General features: G+C 32.5%; 12 protein-coding genes. All 12 read right to left on the reverse strand.

The window, feature by feature from the left end; genetic code table 11:
* Positions 1-289: 289 nt before the first annotated feature.
* The 12 genes from B0A81_RS00110 to B0A81_RS00165 all read right to left on the reverse strand — a co-directional run bounded on the left by B0A81_RS00110 (position 290) and on the right by B0A81_RS00165 (position 18063).
* Positions 290-2542: an OmpA family protein gene (locus B0A81_RS00110; RefSeq protein ID WP_089056110.1), complete on the reverse strand. Its 2253-nt coding sequence runs from the start codon at positions 2540-2542 to the stop codon at positions 290-292.
* Positions 2543-2564: 22 nt separating this feature from the next.
* On the reverse strand, positions 2565-3500 hold the full coding sequence (locus B0A81_RS00115; RefSeq protein ID WP_089056111.1) for a PorP/SprF family type IX secretion system membrane protein: 936 nt from the start codon (positions 3498-3500) through the stop codon (positions 2565-2567).
* Positions 3501-3750: 250 nt separating this feature from the next.
* Positions 3751-4755, reverse strand: a complete 1005-nt coding sequence (locus B0A81_RS00120) for a helix-turn-helix domain-containing protein (protein ID WP_089056112.1) — start codon at positions 4753-4755, stop codon at positions 3751-3753.
* A gap of 8 nt (positions 4756-4763) precedes the next feature.
* Positions 4764-5747: a helix-turn-helix transcriptional regulator gene (locus B0A81_RS00125; protein WP_089056113.1), complete on the reverse strand. Its 984-nt coding sequence runs from the start codon at positions 5745-5747 to the stop codon at positions 4764-4766.
* Between the two features lie 15 nt (positions 5748-5762).
* Positions 5763-6023, reverse strand: coding sequence for a hypothetical protein (locus tag B0A81_RS00130; protein WP_089056114.1), 261 nt, complete (start codon positions 6021-6023; stop codon positions 5763-5765).
* 263 nt (positions 6024-6286) lie between these two features.
* Entirely contained in the window at positions 6287-7276 is a 990-nt protein-coding gene (locus B0A81_RS00135) for a helix-turn-helix domain-containing protein (RefSeq protein WP_089056115.1), read from the reverse strand.
* 9 nt (positions 7277-7285) lie between these two features.
* Positions 7286-8266 (reverse strand): helix-turn-helix transcriptional regulator, encoded by a 981-nt coding sequence (locus B0A81_RS00140; protein ID WP_089056116.1) that lies wholly within the window; start codon positions 8264-8266, stop codon positions 7286-7288.
* A 125-nt stretch (positions 8267-8391) separates the two neighbouring features.
* Positions 8392-9414, reverse strand: coding sequence for an META domain-containing protein (locus tag B0A81_RS00145; protein WP_089056117.1), 1023 nt, complete (start codon positions 9412-9414; stop codon positions 8392-8394).
* Between the two features lie 229 nt (positions 9415-9643).
* Positions 9644-11416 carry a mechanosensitive ion channel family protein gene (locus B0A81_RS00150; RefSeq protein WP_089056118.1) on the reverse strand — a complete coding sequence of 591 codons (1773 nt, stop codon included), beginning with the start codon at positions 11414-11416 and terminating at the stop codon, positions 9644-9646.
* 519 nt (positions 11417-11935) lie between these two features.
* On the reverse strand, positions 11936-13360 hold the full coding sequence (locus tag B0A81_RS00155; protein ID WP_089056119.1) for a SusD/RagB family nutrient-binding outer membrane lipoprotein: 1425 nt from the start codon (positions 13358-13360) through the stop codon (positions 11936-11938).
* 12 nt (positions 13361-13372) lie between these two features.
* Positions 13373-16561: a SusC/RagA family TonB-linked outer membrane protein gene (locus B0A81_RS00160; protein WP_089056120.1), complete on the reverse strand. Its 3189-nt coding sequence runs from the start codon at positions 16559-16561 to the stop codon at positions 13373-13375.
* An 809-nt stretch (positions 16562-17370) separates the two neighbouring features.
* Positions 17371-18063 (reverse strand): SIMPL domain-containing protein, encoded by a 693-nt coding sequence (locus B0A81_RS00165; protein ID WP_089056121.1) that lies wholly within the window; start codon positions 18061-18063, stop codon positions 17371-17373.
* Between the last annotated feature and the right edge of the window lie 35 nt (positions 18064-18098).

Genomic DNA, 18098 nt, shown 5'->3' on the forward strand with positions numbered 1-18098 from the left:
ATTTAAACCAGCTGACTTTTTCTCTAACTGTTAAATTTTAAATTCGGGGCAAAATTATGTCCTAAGTATTTTTCAGAACTACCACATAAACTTTTAAAATCAATACAAAAAGTTACAAATCACCAAAACATCATAAATAATTACACTTCAAATAGTTATCACCACAAAAAACCTCTAAAACCTCCCATAAAAACGAAAATATATCCAACAAAAAAGAGCTTGAACTTACTTAAAAGTCAAACTCTTTTTCTTACCAACTTACAAACTACCAAATCTAAATTTATACGTTCTATTCTTTTATTACAATAATAAATTCCGAACGTCTGTTAAGCTCATGTTCTGCTTCTGAACATTGTACATCATTACTGCATTTATTAATCAACTGCGATTCTCCATATCCATCTCCCCATACTCTATCTTGTGCAATTCCGCCTTCCAAAACAATATAATCCACTGTTGTTTTTGCTCTGTTTTTAGAAAGTCTCATATTGTAGTCATCTTTTCCTCTGCTGTCTGTATGCGATTTTACGAGAATAGAAATACTTGGACGAGTTTTTAATACATTGATAACTTTATCTAATTCTAATTTTGATGATTTTCGAAGTGTATATCCTCCATAATCAAAGTAAATAGGTCTTAATTTTAATTTCTCTGTCAGATTATCACCTTCTTTAAGAATCAATACTTGATTGTCGACAACAACTTCCAGTTCATTAAATAATACAGCTTGTATTTCTTTCTTTTCACCAATTTTAATTCCCTTCGCAGCTATTTTTTCAGCTGTATAACCTTTCTTTTTAAACTCGAAAGTGTAATTTTTAAGCGGCTCGAGATCAACGGAAAACTTTCCTGATTCATCGCTGTATATTGTTTTTATTTTCTCTTTTAAATCATTAAAAATAGTTACCTCAACTTCACGTAATGCTTTACCAGATATACTGTCTTTTATGGTTCCAGAATAAACTGGGTTCAATTTAAAAGGAAATATTATTGATTTTGTTTCTAAAAATGTGTACAAATCATCATCACCGGTTCCACCTTTTCTATTAGAAGAGAAAAACCCTTTTTTCGAATCACTGTCGATGCTGTATGCAAAATCATCACTTGTAGAATTTACAGGCTCGCCAACATTTGCAACTACATACTTATCATCTTTATCTTTTACGGCCGCAAAAATATCTAAGCCTCCTAAACCAGGATGCCCATCTGATGAGAAGTACAATACACCGCTGTTATCTACAAAAGGAAAAGTTTCTCGACCGTAGGTATTTATTTCTTCTCCTAAAGGTTCTGCTTTATTCGCAAAACCGCCGCCTTTTTTTCTGCTTACGACATATAAATCAGTGTCGTTTGTTTTCTTTTTTCTGTTCGACACAAAATACAAGTCATCATTATTCGCGCTCAAAGCAGGATGTGCCGAAGAGGTTCCTTCGACATTTATCGGATAAGGAAGTTCCTTAACATCGCCCCATTTATTGTTTATTTTTTGAGCTTGAAAGATTTTCAGGTTAGAAATTGCTTTCTTATTTTTTGCTTTGTTTTTTATTTTGTCATAAACTACCAAGCGGGTAAAATACATCGTTAAACCATCATTTGTAATTACTGGTGTACTTTGATGGTATTTCGAATTAACATCTCCTGACAACTTCTTAGCATTATGCAAATTTCCGTCTTCGTCGATTTGCGCTGCATATAATTTAAGAAAAGCTTTTTCGCTCCAATTGTGTTTGCGTTTAAAAATACCAGAATCTTTGGCAGTAGCATAAATCACTTCTTTATACTTTGGCAGTTTTTCTGAAGATATGATTAGAAGATCAGTATTCTTAGAATCACTTTCCTTACTATTTACAATGAATTTTCCTTGGTTTTCTTTCTTTTTCTCCTGAATTAAAAACTCTCCTTTGGCTCCAAGTTTATTACCATCGTCACTTCGTCTTTTTTCAGCATTTTCTCTAATTATTCTATCTTTATCAGACTTTTCTGCTTGAACAATTTCAAGGTTTTGTTTAATTGCTTCTTCATTTGGAATTAATGCCGCTCCAAAGTCTGAAAATGGCGAATTTATTCCTGCTTCGCTCAAATTATCGTATCGATCTGATTGTGCTGCAATGGCTTTTAAATAAATAGCTGGATCCCATTTTTTTGCTTCATCTTCTTTTCCTGCTTTCTTATAATAGGCATTCATTACCGCCAATCCTTCTTTATGCTGCTCATTTGCTCTCAAACATACAGAATATCTATAATAATATTCTGGCGGAGCAGATGCAACATCTTCCATCATTTTGGTGTACCATTGCAATGCATTGTAATAATCTGCATTAAAAAAATAGGTATCTCCTAAACGAGCATATATTTCTTTAGAATCATATCCTTTACTCACTAATTGCTCGTATAGTTTTCCTGCTTTTACAAATGAAAAATTTTCGTATTCTGCATTTGCTTTTGCTAGCTTTTTATCTTGCGTTTGCTGTTTCTGCGAAAAACAAACTGTATTACTCAAACAAAAAAGCAACACAAATACTTTATGTATTTTTATTCTCATAATTAATTTTAATTAGTTTTGGTTAGAAAAATCTTGGCGACATCATTCTAGATTTTGAGCCGCCTAATACTTCAAATCTTAAAAAGATTTCATGTGATCCTGAATTATAATTTGCCAATTTGGTTGTTTCGGCATCATAGGAATATCCTATAAACCAAGAATCTGAAATCTGGAATCCTGCTAGTGCACTTAATGATGCACTCCAACGATAAGCAAGTCCTGCCGTAAATTTTTCATTGAATAAAAAGTTCGCAGAAATATCTGTTTGTAATGGAGCTCCTTGCACCGCTTTAGTTAATAAGGATGGCTTAAATTTTAGATTATAATCTAAATCAAAAACGTATCCTGCCATTAAATAATAATGCATACGCTCTTTTACAACAAAACTCTGCGATTCGTTTTTAGCAGATTTATCGTAATGACTGTTTTCTAACATATTAGGAATTGAAAGTCCTATGTATGATCTGTCTGAATGAAAATACACTCCTACTCCAACATTGGGAGAGAATTTATTATCGACGTTATTCTGAAATCTTGGGTCTGAAGGATCGTAAATATTCAATTTTGTAAAATCAACATCTAATAAGTTTGCTGTTCCTTTTAATCCAAATGATAATTTATAAAAGGGTGAGGTATCTATAGAATAGGAAAGATCTACTGAGATGTTGTTTTCTGTCATTGGCCCAATTCGATCATTGATTACTGATAATCCCAATCCCATATTCTCATTAATAGGTGAATTAACAGATAGTGTATTAGTAACTGGAGCGCCTTCCAATCCCGCCCATTGTGTTCTATGCAATCCAAAAACACTTATTGTACCTCTTGAACCTGCATAAGCAGGATTGATATTAATAGTGTTGTACATATATTGGGTATATTGAGCGTCTTGCTGCCCAAACATAAGGCTCGAATAACAACATAATATAGTTACTATAAATAAATTTATTTTTTTCATTTTACTCTTATTTTTAGAAATATGGGCAAAATTATAGCAACATAGTTTTTTGGTACTGCCACATAAATTCATAAAATCATCATGAAAAGGTTTACCGCATAAACAATTATAAACCAGACACATCAAAACGAAATGGAAGTTTCTATTGGGTTCGTTTTTATTCTAAAATCTAAGTGACTGTTTATTTTAAAATAAAAAACCCGATCACTTTACGCAATCGGGAAATCTAAAAAAAAAGCAATCAAATATATTACCATGTTTTACTTTTAAAAACAGAGCTGGGTATGTCTCCATAGTGTTTTTTATAAAGTGATGAAAAGTATGCTGTTTTATGATAGCCAAGTTCAAAAGCGATATCACTAATCGTTTTAAACTCGCCGCTTTTTAATAATTTATTTGCAAGCACTAATTTTTCTTTCTTGAAAAAAGATACGGCACTCATGCCAAATACATTTTCATATAAGATTCTGTATTTTGAAATAGACATATTAGCAATCTCCGAAAGAATCTTTACTCCAGGAAAAGGTGATAAAAGATTGGACATTAAAAAATCTTGTGTTTTCATTATTGCTTTTAAATCTTTTTCTAAAAACAATCCAGTATTAGACATATCAATTTTTAACCGTTCTAGAAAATAACCAAAAAGTTTAAACGCAGTACTTTTTAGCAAAAATTCATAATTTGAATCACTCATGCTTTGCTGCTTTAAATTATGAAGTTCTACTTTACTTCGGCTGTCTATATGTCCGTAGTAAAACATTTCTCTTTTTTTGTTATCAAAAATGTTCTTGAAATCTTTTTCTAAAACTGCACCGTGAAAATAATTTTTAATATATGTTTTTCGAATATACAATCGTAATGAATACGCTCTTTCTCCAACTTCTGAGACATAAGAACTTTGAAGATGACTGTCAATAATAGCAAAACCCAATTTTGATTTATATCCTGTATTATGTTTAACATTATCTATAAAATGTTTATTCAAATTGTCGCTCATATCATAATAAACAATCCAAAAATCTTCCTCAGAAGGCATTCTTGTCAAACGCATCGGCTCGTTTAATGTTAAATCAACAATAAGTACAGAAACATCTGTAGAAAGTTCAATGAAATACCCAAAACCATTTACCTTTTTCTTCGGAAAATGAATTATTTTATTGTCGATTATTTTACATCCTAAACCGTCAATAAAATCTTGCTTGCCTTTTAATGTTAACGATGCGGTATGTTTAAATTCTGGTATTGTTAAATCCATAATTTCTATTACAGTAAACTTTGATATTCTTTTGGAAAAACTCCATACATCTGATGAAATCGTTTTGACAAATAAGAAACATTTGCATAATTTAATTTATGCGCCACTTCATTAACGGTAAACTTTCCTGTTTCTAATAGTTCTTTGGCTTTATTCAATTTATTATTATAGAAATAGGTTCCAGGATTTACACCCGAGATTTTCACAAACAGCTTTTTATATTTTGAGGGAGACATTCCTATTTGCTCTGCCAGAAAATTAATCCCCGGAAAAGGTCCGTCGATATTATTTTGCATCAATGCTTTAGAAGCAATAATATTCTTTACATCAACATTAAATGTTTTTTCAATAATGCTCTTTTTAGTTTGAAGCTGTTTTAAATAACTAGCGGTTAATCCGTACACAAGTCCTTTAAAATATATTTCATACAAAGAATTGTCGTAGGCAATTTTTCTAAAATCATTAATTAAAATTAAACTTTCTGTATTCATTCGATCTAAACGAAATGTTGCATTTCTTTTATTATCAAGAATGTTGTCAATCACCGTCGATGCTGCTTTACTTATTTTAGAGAAATACTCCTTTATATTATCTTTATCAAACAAAATACAAATCACATATATTCGGGTTCCTTTTTGGACCGTATAATCAGTATCAACTTTAGAGTCAATAATAGATAAATTATGCTTTAATTTTCCAATCGAAGCTGCTTCTTCATTAAGCATAAAATCAACATCTGCATCAGTAAGGTAAAAATACAGCCCTATAAAATTGGTGTTTTTATTACGATATTTTAATCGCGTAGTTTCTTTATAAGTTGTATCGACCAGCATTGCTTTAATACCTTCTTCTATAGGCAGAATAAAATGTGTTCCTTGGTAAATTTCATTGTTTCCTTTAATGAAATTTCCTTCTATAGAACCTCCCATTGCTTTCGCAAGAACTTCTATCCAACTTTGCGATGTACTGTAATGATGTGTAATTGTTTTCAAAATAAAAACGAGACTTTAAATGTTTTCAAATGCTGCTGATTTATCCTCTTTATACTTAAAAGTAAATTCCAGATTCGAACATTCAAGTACGTAACTTCTGTTTTTCTTTAAAACAGAATCCTTGATAAACAGTGTTTCATAAACCCCAAAAGCTTCATGCTCTTTTGCAGACAAATCATCGTGACAAGTCCAGTTTTCTAATACATCCTTGTAAACCAAATGTCCATTAACCATGTATTGTTTATGATCTGTAAGTGGTATTATTTTTACGCTCATCTTTTAGATTTAAAAAGCAGCACAGCTTTTATCATAACTCTTTATAAAAACAGCACTTTCTTAAAATTGTTAAGTAACAGTTCTACTGAAAATAGATGGCAAAAATAATGTGACCTCAGCTTTTTGAACTACCACACATAATTATAAAATCAACATTATAAGCTACATATACTATATTCTTTGCTGTTTTTAAAGCAAAAAAAATCCCGATTACAGCCTGTAATCGGGAAAAAGTAAGGTTTAAAATATCTAGTTTTATGGCTCTATTTACGCACTGTATTAGGCAGCACTCCAAAGTAATCTCTATAAATAGAAGAGAAATAAGTGGTTTTATTATATCCTAACTCATAAGCAACATCGCTGATTAATTTAAAACTGCCGCTTTCTAATAGTTCTTTTGCGAGGAGCAGTTTTTCAATCTTAAAAAATAACGGCGGACTCATTCCAAATATACTGTTGTATAAAGCTCTATATTTTGTGGGCGACATATTGGCAATATTGGCTAGGAATTCGATCCCTGGAAACGGAATTAAAAGATTGGATAATAAATGCTGCTGACTTAACATAACTGCTTCAATATCTTTCTCTAAATGAGTTGCCATACCGGGCATTTTAGTGTTTAATCTTTCTATTAAATATCCAAGTAAATTGTATGCAGCTCCTTTTAGCAAAAATTCATAATTAGGATTATCAATTTCCCGCTGTTTTAAAGCATTTAATACTACTTTGCTTCTGCTGTCTATGTGACCGTAAAAGAACATTTTCTTTTTTTTATCATCAAAAACATCTTTAAAATCCTTTTCAAATTCGGTATCTTTAAAAAATGTTTTTAAATAAGATTTTCTAATAAACAATCTTAAGGTATAGAATCGTTCTCCCACTGTTGAGAGATAACTACTTTTGATTTTATTATCTACAATCGCGAAACTTAATTTGGATTTATATCCTATTTTATGATTTACATCGTCTATTACATGCTTACTAACACTGTCGCTCAAATCATAATAAACGATCCAGAAATCATCCTCAGAAGGTATACGTGTAAATCGAAGTGGTGTATTCATAATTGAATCGACAATAACCACTGAAAAATTTGGGTTAATTTCTAAGAAACAGCTTGAACCGCTTGCAACTTCTTCTGGGAAATACATGTTTTCATTAACAATTGTACATCCTAAATCATCAACAAATTTTTGCCGCCATTCAGGAGTTAAGTAATACGTATGCTTAAATTCTGGAAGTACTTCGCTCATAACCTTTTTTTACAATAAACTTTGATACTCTTTTGGGAAAACGCCATACTTGCTATTAAATCGTTTGGCAAAATAGGAAATATTAGCATAATTCAATTTATCAGAAACTTCACTTACAGTATATTGTCCCGTTTCTAATAACTCTTTGGCACGTTCTAACTTACTGTCCGAAAAAAAAGTTCCCGGACTGAATCCAGTAATTTTTGTAAACAGCTTTTTATATTTAGATGGTGACATATGTACTTGCTCAGCCAAAAATTCTATACCAGGAAAAATTTCTTCAATAATCTTTAGCAATAAAGCTTTTGAAGCAATAATGCCCTTTATGTCATCGCCTATTACTTTACTAATAATGATTTTTTTCTCTAATAATTGCTCTAGATAATCGCCAATTAAATTATAAACAAGTCCTCTAAAATAAAACTCAAATAAGAAGTTGTCATAGGGTATTTTTCTAAAATCATTTAATAAAATAGAACTCTCAGTACTCATTCTTCCCATACTGATAATTGTATTTTTTTTGGTATTAAAAATATCTTTAGTTACCAATCTAAGTTTTGGCATCTTATCCATATATTCTTTTAATGCCGTTTTATCGATAAAAACACAGATAACATATGTTCTCGTTCCCTCGTTTACCACATAATCTGTTTCTAAAGAACTATCCATTATCGCCAAATTATAATCAAATTTACCTACTACAGAAGTTTCATCATCTGCAATAAAATCGATATTATAATTAGTCATATAAAAATTCAAGCCTACAAATCTTTTTAAATCATTTTTATACTTTACTAATACCTGTTCCTTATATGTAGTATCAATGAGCATTGCCGAAATTCTTTCCTCTAATATTAAAACGAAATGTGTACCGGTATAGGTTTCATTATCTCCTTTTATAAAGTCCCCATGAACAGTTCCTCCCATGGCTTCTGCTACTACATCAATCCATTTGGTATCAAGAGAGTACACGTGTTGAATAACTTTCATAGTAAAAAGATTTACTATAAAATTAATAAATTATCAATAAAAAAACCAGTAAATTAACTTCACTGGTTTTCTAAATATTCTTTGTAAATCTTTAATCTATTTTAAGATGATTTTGCTGCATTAGTTTATTTTGTAATTCCAAACATCATAACTAATCTATCATTAAGATAAAAGTTCAAAGTTTGATCTGCTACATCAAAACGCAGGTCTTTACTGTTTAGGTAAGATAGTATTTTTTGTTCTGTTTTATTGCCTTCTTCACCAATACAAGCCATTGCTGTAACGGCAACATTATTAAAAGAAATACGATCGTCATTACTTTCATAAGTTCCAGCGAAATTATTACAGCCTGTATTTCCACTTACTTTCTTTTCAGCTGGATTAAATTTAATAGAAGCTTTACCGTAATCCTGTCCAACATTTTCAAGTGCGATTAGTTTCCAATTGTTTTTACCAATAAAACTCCAAAGTTCGTTTTGAGTTGGAATAGAAAATTCCATAACAATCTTATTCTTTGAATTTTTGAACTGTACTTTATTGTTTTTCTTTACAATTTTGAACTTTTTATTTGTTATCGCCGCACTAAAATCTTGTTCTAATTTCATGCTTTCAGGATCACAAGCCATTAAAGTTCCAACAGGAGCAGCTGTTTTGATCTGATTTTTTGAAGAAAGCTTTGTATACTTTACATTGAAGTTATTACATCCATTTTTACCGCTGATTGTACCAGTTTCATTATTGATGGTAATAAATGCTTTTCCGTTGTTTATCTTTTTACCATTCAACTGCGTTAAAATCATTTTGGTATCATAAATTCCTTTTTCCTTGTTTACAGGAGTTTTCGAAATAATCTTTTCTAATTTATAAAGGTATGAAGAAGCATCAGCAGGAATAGGTTCTTGCCTTTTTGTTCTTTTTACCAATAACTCATATCGATTTCCTTTTTCAAAATTAAAACCTTCAATATGATTATAAAAAAGCTGCCATTCTTTATCATTGTCATATCTTACCTGAAGACATTCCATAGGACCAACACCTTGACATGGCACTTTACTTTCTTTCACAAACATTTTTAAACTTTCCTGACCATATGTAAATGTTGATAATAATACTACCACAAAAACATACATACTTTTTAATCTTTTCATTGTTTTAATTTTTAGAATACTGATTATGCATTCTGATTATTCATGTTTTTTCTGCAGGCATGAATTGTGCCATTTTAAAATATAGAATGCTTTTAACTTTTTTTTATCACCAATTAATCCCTCTTTTTCTTTAACAATCAAACTACTACATACTGATAATCAACCCATTTAATCAATTAGAACAATAATCTTACGTTTTATTTTATTTAAGATTATTATAATAGTATTTTTATTCTTCTTTTGGCCTAAAACTGCCATCGTCTGGATATTTGAGACTGTCTTTTATTTCTTCGACACGTTTAGGATCAAATTTAGGCAGCTGTAATTCATTATTCTCTTTCCATTTTTTAACGGTTTCCGAAATTGCTGCAGCCTTTTCGCTTGACATCGGTGTATCGCGAGCCATATAAAGTGTTTGCGATGGATAAGCCAAAGATGTTCCGCTTTGTTCTATTATATCCATCATTCGTAATAATATATCTTCCTGCACTTCCTGCGATATTTCAAAAGTTACGGCTTCTATGTATGCGGTAATCTCAACTTTCAAAGCGTCAGCAGTAATACCTGTAAAGCGTACGATAGGCGGAGAATTTAGCACCGCAGGATGAGCATACAATAAAGATCTAAGTTCTACCAATAAATATCGCATTTGATCAGGCGTTGTTTCCATTCTAAAAGTAAATATCGGATTGAAGATAAAACGATCACGATGAGCATAATTTTCTATTTTACTCGCTGATAACTGCCCGTTTGGAATCGTTACAATTGTACGTGCAGAAGTACGAAGCGTAGTCGAACGCATTCCGATTGATTCTACAGTGCCTTTAATATCATCAACTCGGCAATAATCTCCAACTCTCAATGGCTGATCTGCAATAAGGCTGACACTGCCTACAAAATTTTCTATTGTTTTTTGCGCTCCTAATGCCAACGCGATACCTCCAATTCCTAATGCTGCAAGTCCAGCGGTAACATCTACGCCAATAATACCAAGTATTGCAATAATACCAATTATAACGATGGCTACTTTTGTGGTACGACTTAAAAACAAAACAGCAGAAACGGCAGAAATACGACCGCTTCTATTCATTCTGCTGCGTGTATACATACTCACAAAGTCAGTCATTCTCCAAAGCAAAATCAAGAAAGCTAGAATTCCAATTGTCAATATAATAATACTAAAGCGCTGACGAACTACTATAGAAATTCCCATGCGCTGTGTAAATGCGACAAATAAAATCACCGTAAGATACATATGTATTGGCAGTGAAAAAGCTTCTATAACGGCGTCGCCCTTCTCGCTTGCAGCTTTTTTCCAAAATTTTTGCACTAGAAAACCAATTACAAAAACCAGCAGCCTGGCAAGCAAATAACATACTAAAGTCATGATTACCACAACCGCCCAATGACCAACGGGAACATTTCCTAGTTTTCGCTCTTTTAAAACATCAGGTAATACCCTGTCTAAAAAAGTTTTTTCTCCAGAAATATCAGCTGAAGCAATTGCTTCAACCGTTTCTGCAGAAAAAAGCCATAATGACGGCTGACTGTCATCGGATTGGTTTTCTAAATAAAGCTGTATTGCTGTTCTGTCTGTAGATATACTTCCCACGAGATCAACACCAGTTGCCAAATCATCGTCTATACGTCCAATTTCTTTACTGCTGATGATTGAAGATGGCGAGAAAGTTCCACCCTGATCTAACAACTGCTGGAAAGTTTTTGCTATACGTATTCTTTCGGCAGTTTTGCGATAGGAACGTTTACTTAGCACCAAATATTGACTGGCACGTAAATAATTTTGATCACCAAGAGCCTTAATAAATCCGTTAACAGTTCCTTGCGGCGTCCTTCTTCCAAGTGAATCTTCTGGAATTTTCGCTGGTTCTTCAGTTGCTGCTTTGCTCGTACCTAACAACTGGGCTGTTCCAGTATTTGGTTTTAACAATACTATCAGAAACAACAACGAATAAGACAGTAAACGCTTTACATTTATAATCATGCTCTTATTTATTTTACCGATTTAAAATACTAAAAATAAGAAATATAGCAGATAAAAGGAATCTTTTTGATAAGAAAAAAGAAAACTGTCTTGTAATAGTAAAGGCTTAGAAATAAATAAAATTCAAATTAAGCCCTTTGAATACGGTATCAAAATCATGATATACAAGACTGTAAATATTTAAAACATACCCTATTCGTAGATTTTAAAGCCAAAAAAAAGTCCTAATTCTCATTAGGACTTTTACAAATTGATCACATTGGATCAGGATAGTGATCTATTTGATTTTTTTTTCAATAGAAAGTAATATCCTATTGAATTGTAATTATTCTCAACACGCAGAAACATAGCTTTTGCAACCAAAAACTAGACGTTTTACTTTTCCTAAATTCGCATAACTCCTCTATGTGAAAGGAACATATTTCTTTTTTGTTCACTTTTTAATCTAATACCTATGTTTCTATGTGTTAATTATTTTTTCATTACACTAAAATGTGAACACTCTTTTTAGAGTCTCGTTTATTTTGCATCAAACCATAATTTTGTTGTAAGCAAATCTTTTCCTTGAGCAGAAACTGCTGTTTGATAATTAGATCCGTTCAAAGACTGCTCTGTTCCTGGATAGAAGAAACGAGACGGAATTTGTCCATCCAAAACTGTAGATGGTCCCGCTTTCAACACAGGATAATCTAGTCTTCTCCATTCTGTAAAAGCATCAAGACCTTGTCCGTAAAATGCAATCCATTTTTGCGTGCCTATCGATTTAGCATAATTCGAAGCATCATACTTTACAGACGCCTGATTAAGATAATTAGAAATAGCAGTCGCATCTGTAATTCCAAATTGATTAAACGACGCGGTAATTGCATTTTTATAAAGCTGCTCTGCGTCTCCCGAAATGTAACCGCGCGCTGCTGCTTCTGCAAGATTAAATAATACTTCTGAATAAGAAACAATTACAGCTGGCGATGATGAAGTCAGGAAATAAGTTCCCGGCTTTGATGTCTTCGCAAAACCTTGAGAATTGGCATCACTATTCGTTAATCCATTACCTGCTCCCACATATTTAACTACACTTTTATCGCTTGGCAATTGTGCATAAACAGGTAAACGCGGATCAGATAACTCTGTTAATTTATCAACCAATGTTTTCGAAACACGAAAATCATCACGCGTTTCAAACCAAGCTGAAGCAGGATTCTGCTGAGGCGAACTCGTATAGGTAAATTTAAAAGTATCGTTATTGCTGCTCAATACTCCTGCAGCATCTGTAGTTGCATCAATCGCAGCCTGTTTAGCCAAAGCTGGTTCTTTATCTGAAATTCTCAATGCAATACGCAAACGAAGCGAATTTACCAGTTTTTTCCATTTTGTAATATCTCCTTTGTAAGCCAAATCGCCAGTCACAGTACCGTTTGTTGTACTTAAAAATGACTGAGCTTGTTTTAAGTCTTCAAGCAATCCTGTATACACTTCTTTTTGTGTGTTATAAGCAGGCGTTACTTTTAAACCTGCTTCTTTGTAAGGAATACTTCCATAAGCATCTGTCAATAATAAAAATGTCCATGAACGCAGGGTTAATGCAATCCCTTTATAATTGGAATTTGCCTGTTGATCAGAAAACTTCAAAATCGTATTCAAATCTGTAATCAAAGTGGCATAACCCGTATTCCATAAAGAAGTAAAAGAAGTATTAGACACATCGTATCTGTCTGGCTCAGTATATTGAATTTTAGCCCAATGCTGCACAAATAACAAAGACGAATTAAAGTTTGTATTATCTCCCCAATACAAGTCAGCTCCTTGTTTTAATGTTCCAGTTAACAAATAAGGTGCTAAAGGAGTTTCGGTCGCATTTGGATTTTTATTAATATCATCCAAAGTATCGCTGCAAGACACGAACGTCAATGCAAATAGCGTTATATATGATAGTTTTTTAAGCATGATTTCGTGTTTTTAAAATTTAAGATTAACATTAAGACTGTAACTTCTTGTTGTTGGTAAAGCTAAACTCTCCAACCCTTGAGCATTTCCAGTATTGAAAGCTGTTTCAGGATCAATATTTGGCGCATCTTTATAGATAAAGAATAGATTACGACCTACAGCAGTTATACTTGCAGCTTCTAATCCCAGCTTCTTAACGAATGATTTATTTAAATTGTAAGCTAGTTTTACTTCTCTTAATTTTACAAAAGTTGAGCTGTAGACATAGGCTTCACTAATATTGTATGATGCTTTATAGTATTCCTGTGCACTAATCACTTGATTGTTTGCAGTTCCATCAGCATACACTCCCTTAAAGATCATTCCGTCATCATATACCGTTACTCCGCTTGGAGCAGTTCCGCCAGCTACTAATGTTTTCGGATTTGCAGTGTTATTACTTGGATAATAGTAACTTAATCCGCCATTTGCAGCATCACGACCCGGAAGAGTTTGTGCTAATACACCTGTATAATTACCCGTTCTATTAGTTCCTGAAAAAAGCTCTCCGCCTACACTCGCGTCAACAAGAAATGAAAGTTCGATATTCTTGTAAGTCAATGTATTTGTCACACCTGCAAGATAATCTGGAGTATAATGTCCTAGTACTTTCTTTTGCGGATCAGCTTTTGGTAATCCGTTTGCTCCTACTACAATATTTCCACTTGCATCACGCTGATATGCTGTACCGTAAAGTGCTCCATAAGCCTGCCCAACAGATGCTAATACATCAACACCTCCAGAACTTCCAATGGTATAATTTTGAATTTGTTTGTCATAATCAAGAATTTCAACTTTGCTGATATTCTTAGAATAATTCACACCAACATTCCATTTAAAATCTTGCGTTTGAATAGGAGTTCCGTCCAATTGAATTTCTATACCACGGTTGTTTATTTTTCCTGCATTGATTAATTGCGAATTATAACCGCTTGAAGCTGTAGTTTTTATTTCTAAAATTTGGTCAAAACTATTCGTATTATAATAAGCAGCATCAAAATGCAATCTGTTTTTCCAGAACGAAGCTTCTACACCAACTTCAGTTGAACGAGTTGTTTCTGGTTTCAAATTCTCATTCAGTTTTTTCTGTGAAGATGTCTGAATAGGATTTCCGTCGAATGCAGTTTGGAAATTATAAACTGTAGACAATTGATACGGATCTGCATCATTACCAACTTCAGACCAGCCTCCGCGTAGTTTTAAGAAATCAAGCGTATTGCTTTTCAAATTCAAAGCTTCAGACAACACTAAACTACCATTGATAGACGGGTAAAAATACGAACGGTTGCTGCTCGGTAATGTTGATGACCAATCATTACGAGCCGTAACATTTACAAAAGCATAATTTTTATATCCAAATTGTGCCGAAGCATATGCACTATACACTCTTAATTTTGATAATGTATTGTATGACGTTAATGGGTCTCTTGAATTGTTTAATGTATATAAATCAGGAACCGCTAAACGTGGTGCTTTTTGATAATTGTTTGCATCACTGTGATTACGAATATTGAAACCGGCAAGAGCATCCAAACTAAAATCATCGCTTAGTTTTTTAGTATATGTAAAAATACCTTCCGTATTGCTTTCGCTTACTGTGTAAGCATCTTCGGCATACGATCCAAAAGGAGTTCCATTTGTACCATATTTAATTTGGTATTTTCTGCGATCGTTATAATAATCAACTCCTGTGCGGAATTTAAAATTAAGTCCGTCTGCCAGTTTTGCATCCAAATGGATATCTCCTATTAAACGATTACGCTGTTGACTAGTTGTATTGTAATAAGCATTCCAGTATGGATTACTATAGTAACTGTTATTCCAATTTACGTCTCTATTATTTCTAAGCTGATTAATATCAACCTGACGACCGAACCAAAGAAACTGCAGCATTACACCAGCAGCACGTGCTCCCATTGGACCACCTGGTAAAGCAGGAGCATCTGTAACAATATAATTTCCTGTTACTCCTACTTTTACATTTTTAGATATTTGATAATTAGTGTTAATCGTAAAGTTCGTTTTATTTACTTCACTATTTGGCACCGTACCATTTTGTTTTTGATTGTTTATTCCTAAACGGAAATCCGATTTATCATCTGATCTGGCAACAGAAATACTATTATCAAAAGTAAGTCCTGTATTAAAAAAGTCTCTCACATTATCCGGATTAGCGACAAAAGGAACTGCCTGACCATTAGAGTAAAATTGAGGAATAAGACGTCCGTCTAATTTAGGTCCCCAGCTTTCATCAACACCATCGTTAATTCCGCCTCCTTTACCATCTACGTAACTAAATTTTCCGTTTGAACCTTGTCCGAATGAATTTTGAAAACTAGGTAAAGTAGCAACTTGTGAAATTGTTATACCCGAGCTAACACTTATCCCAAGTCCTTTTTGACTTTTTCCAGATTTTGTAGTAATAAGAACAACACCATGTGCTGCACGAGATCCATAAAGCGCTGCCGCGTTAGGTCCTTTCAATACCGTCAATGTTTCAATATCCTGAGGGTTTAAATCTGAAATTGCATTTTTAAAATCACGAGTTGCACCTCCAGAATTTAACTGTGAGTTATCTACAGGAACGCCATCTACAACAAATAACGGCTGATTATTTCCTGCGATAGAAGTTTCTCCACGAATAATAATACGTGAAGATCCCATATCTCCTTGTGAATTTGTAATACGAACACCTGCCAATTTTCCAGCAAGACTGTTCAAAAAGTTTGTTTCTTTTGTATCTGCTATATCCTTGTTCTTAAGTGACTGCGTAGTATATCCTAAAGATTTCTTTTCTTTTGTAATTCCTAGTGCCGTAACCACAACTTCTGACAGTACATTTTGCTCTTCGGTAAGATCAATAATAACTGAATTTTGATTAACTACAACTTCCCTTTTTTTATAACCCAAATAGCTAACTACTAAAGTATAAGGAAATTTTTGTCCTGTTTGGAAGAAGAATCTTCCATCTAAATCTGTTACAACGCCATGCGTAGTGCCTTTTATGTTTATTGAAGCGCCAATAACCGGCTCTTTTGTAATGGCATCTATTACTGTTCCTTCAAGTTTAGATTGGATCAGAGGTTTTGTCTCTTGTGCATTAATCCCTATGGAAATCAACAAAATACACAACCATGTATATCTATTTAATATTTTTTTCATTACTTTGTTTTAGTTTAATAAATAAGGTGAGCCGAAAACGGATTTACTCCATTATCGCTTTCCTTTTAAGAGATGAACAATTTCTTTAAGCTTCGCCATTTCTGCTGCAACAGAAATGGTTTTTTATTTGCTGCACATTCGCTTTTTCATTTTTTTTATTTTGGATTACTATTATTTGAACTGATTTCACAAGAACTCGGCCCTAAAACTAAGGCTGTATCTTGATTAAAAAATTGGTATGAATTTGAGATTGAAGAATTGTTAATCGTGATAACCTTAAAACAGAAACTGTTTATTGGTTCTCCTCATATTCAAAAATGAAATATATTTGATAATCTTTAATCTTTGGGTGCCTCTTGCATTTTAAACTCTACTAATTTGATAGAACAAAAGTATATTTTAAAATAGTAAACCCAAAATTTTAATTGCTTTTTTTACAAAAGAAATGTTAACTCTATTGAATAAGAATATTTAACTCACTAAACACAAGTAATTTAAGGTGTTTCATATTTTCTTATTGAGTGTAAGATTTTTTTTAAACCAACAGTCTAAAATTAGAAATAGCAGTAGGTTTTAAAGGAATTATCAAAATAATAAAACGTATTAAAACAAAAAAACCTCCAAAATGATCATTTTGGAGATTCAGTATTTCTAAAATTTTAATTAGGAGTTATGACTTAGCAAACAAGAATAAGATAAAACTCATTAGAAGGAATCTAAAATCAAGATCAAAAAAATCAGGCAAAAAAAAAAATCCAAATCCCAATTTTACATTGGAATTTGGATTTTATATTGATCTTTTATAAGTCTTAGTCTAAAACAAAACTCACGCTGACATTTGCTGTAACTTCGATTTCTCCAATTGCTAAAGTTTCATTTGAAGCACCTGCAGAATCCATTGCTTCTGCTGATTTCATTGCTGCATACATTGGTCTTGGGTAATACACCTGAGAGTTATCAGAAATTGTAAAAGCTTTACCCACTTTTTGTCCTAAAACAGAAACATAATCTTCTGCTTTTGCTTTAGCATCTTTCATCGCAAGTTTACGAGCTTCTGATTGAAGTTGTACTAATTTAGAAGTTTCAAAAGAAACTTTGTCTAAACGATTAATTCCCTGCTGCACTAAACCTTCCATTAATTCATCATATTTTGATAAATCTTTCAATACAATTTCAACAGTTTGTGTTGCATTATAACTAGTTTTCTTTTTCTCGTAGTCGTATTGCGGATTTAACGCCACTTGTTTTGTTTTGAAATCAGCTGTTGGCACATTCATTTTTTTGATGAATTTTAAAACAGCATCCATTTTTTCGTCATTTTGCTTTTTAACATCTTTAGCATTATTCCCTTTTGTTTCAACAGTAGCTGAAATACAAACCTGATCAGGGGCTACTTTTACTTTTCCTTCACCGTTTACATTGATTTGAGGAATTTGCTTTGTTTCTTGAGCGTAAGACATAGTCATAAACATGATTGTTAAAAATAATACTACTTTCTTCATTTTTGTTATATTTAAGTTATTTGAAATTGATCTTT

This window comes from Flavobacterium plurextorum (assembly GCF_002217395.1).
In the GTDB taxonomy this organism is placed as follows: domain Bacteria; phylum Bacteroidota; class Bacteroidia; order Flavobacteriales; family Flavobacteriaceae; genus Flavobacterium; species Flavobacterium plurextorum.

Excerpts from the sequence above, each read along its gene's own strand:
- B0A81_RS00110 (WP_089056110.1), bottom strand. The coding sequence starts at position 2,542 with ATGAGAATAAAAATACATAAAGTATTTGTGTTGCTTTTTTGTTTGAGT.
- B0A81_RS00115 (WP_089056111.1), bottom strand. The coding sequence starts at position 3,500 with ATGAAAAAAATAAATTTATTTATAGTAACTATATTATGTTGTTATTCG.
- B0A81_RS00120 (WP_089056112.1), bottom strand. The coding sequence starts at position 4,755 with ATGGATTTAACAATACCAGAATTTAAACATACCGCATCGTTAACATTA.
- B0A81_RS00130 (WP_089056114.1), bottom strand. The coding sequence starts at position 6,023 with ATGAGCGTAAAAATAATACCACTTACAGATCATAAACAATACATGGTT.
- B0A81_RS00135 (WP_089056115.1), bottom strand. The coding sequence starts at position 7,276 with ATGAGCGAAGTACTTCCAGAATTTAAGCATACGTATTACTTAACTCCT.
- B0A81_RS00140 (WP_089056116.1), bottom strand. The coding sequence starts at position 8,266 with ATGAAAGTTATTCAACACGTGTACTCTCTTGATACCAAATGGATTGAT.
- B0A81_RS00145 (WP_089056117.1), bottom strand. The coding sequence starts at position 9,414 with ATGAAAAGATTAAAAAGTATGTATGTTTTTGTGGTAGTATTATTATCA.
- B0A81_RS00150 (WP_089056118.1), bottom strand. The coding sequence starts at position 11,416 with ATGATTATAAATGTAAAGCGTTTACTGTCTTATTCGTTGTTGTTTCTG.
- B0A81_RS00155 (WP_089056119.1), bottom strand. The coding sequence starts at position 13,360 with ATGCTTAAAAAACTATCATATATAACGCTATTTGCATTGACGTTCGTG.
- B0A81_RS00160 (WP_089056120.1), bottom strand. The coding sequence starts at position 16,561 with ATGAAAAAAATATTAAATAGATATACATGGTTGTGTATTTTGTTGATT.
- B0A81_RS00165 (WP_089056121.1), bottom strand. The coding sequence starts at position 18,063 with ATGAAGAAAGTAGTATTATTTTTAACAATCATGTTTATGACTATGTCT.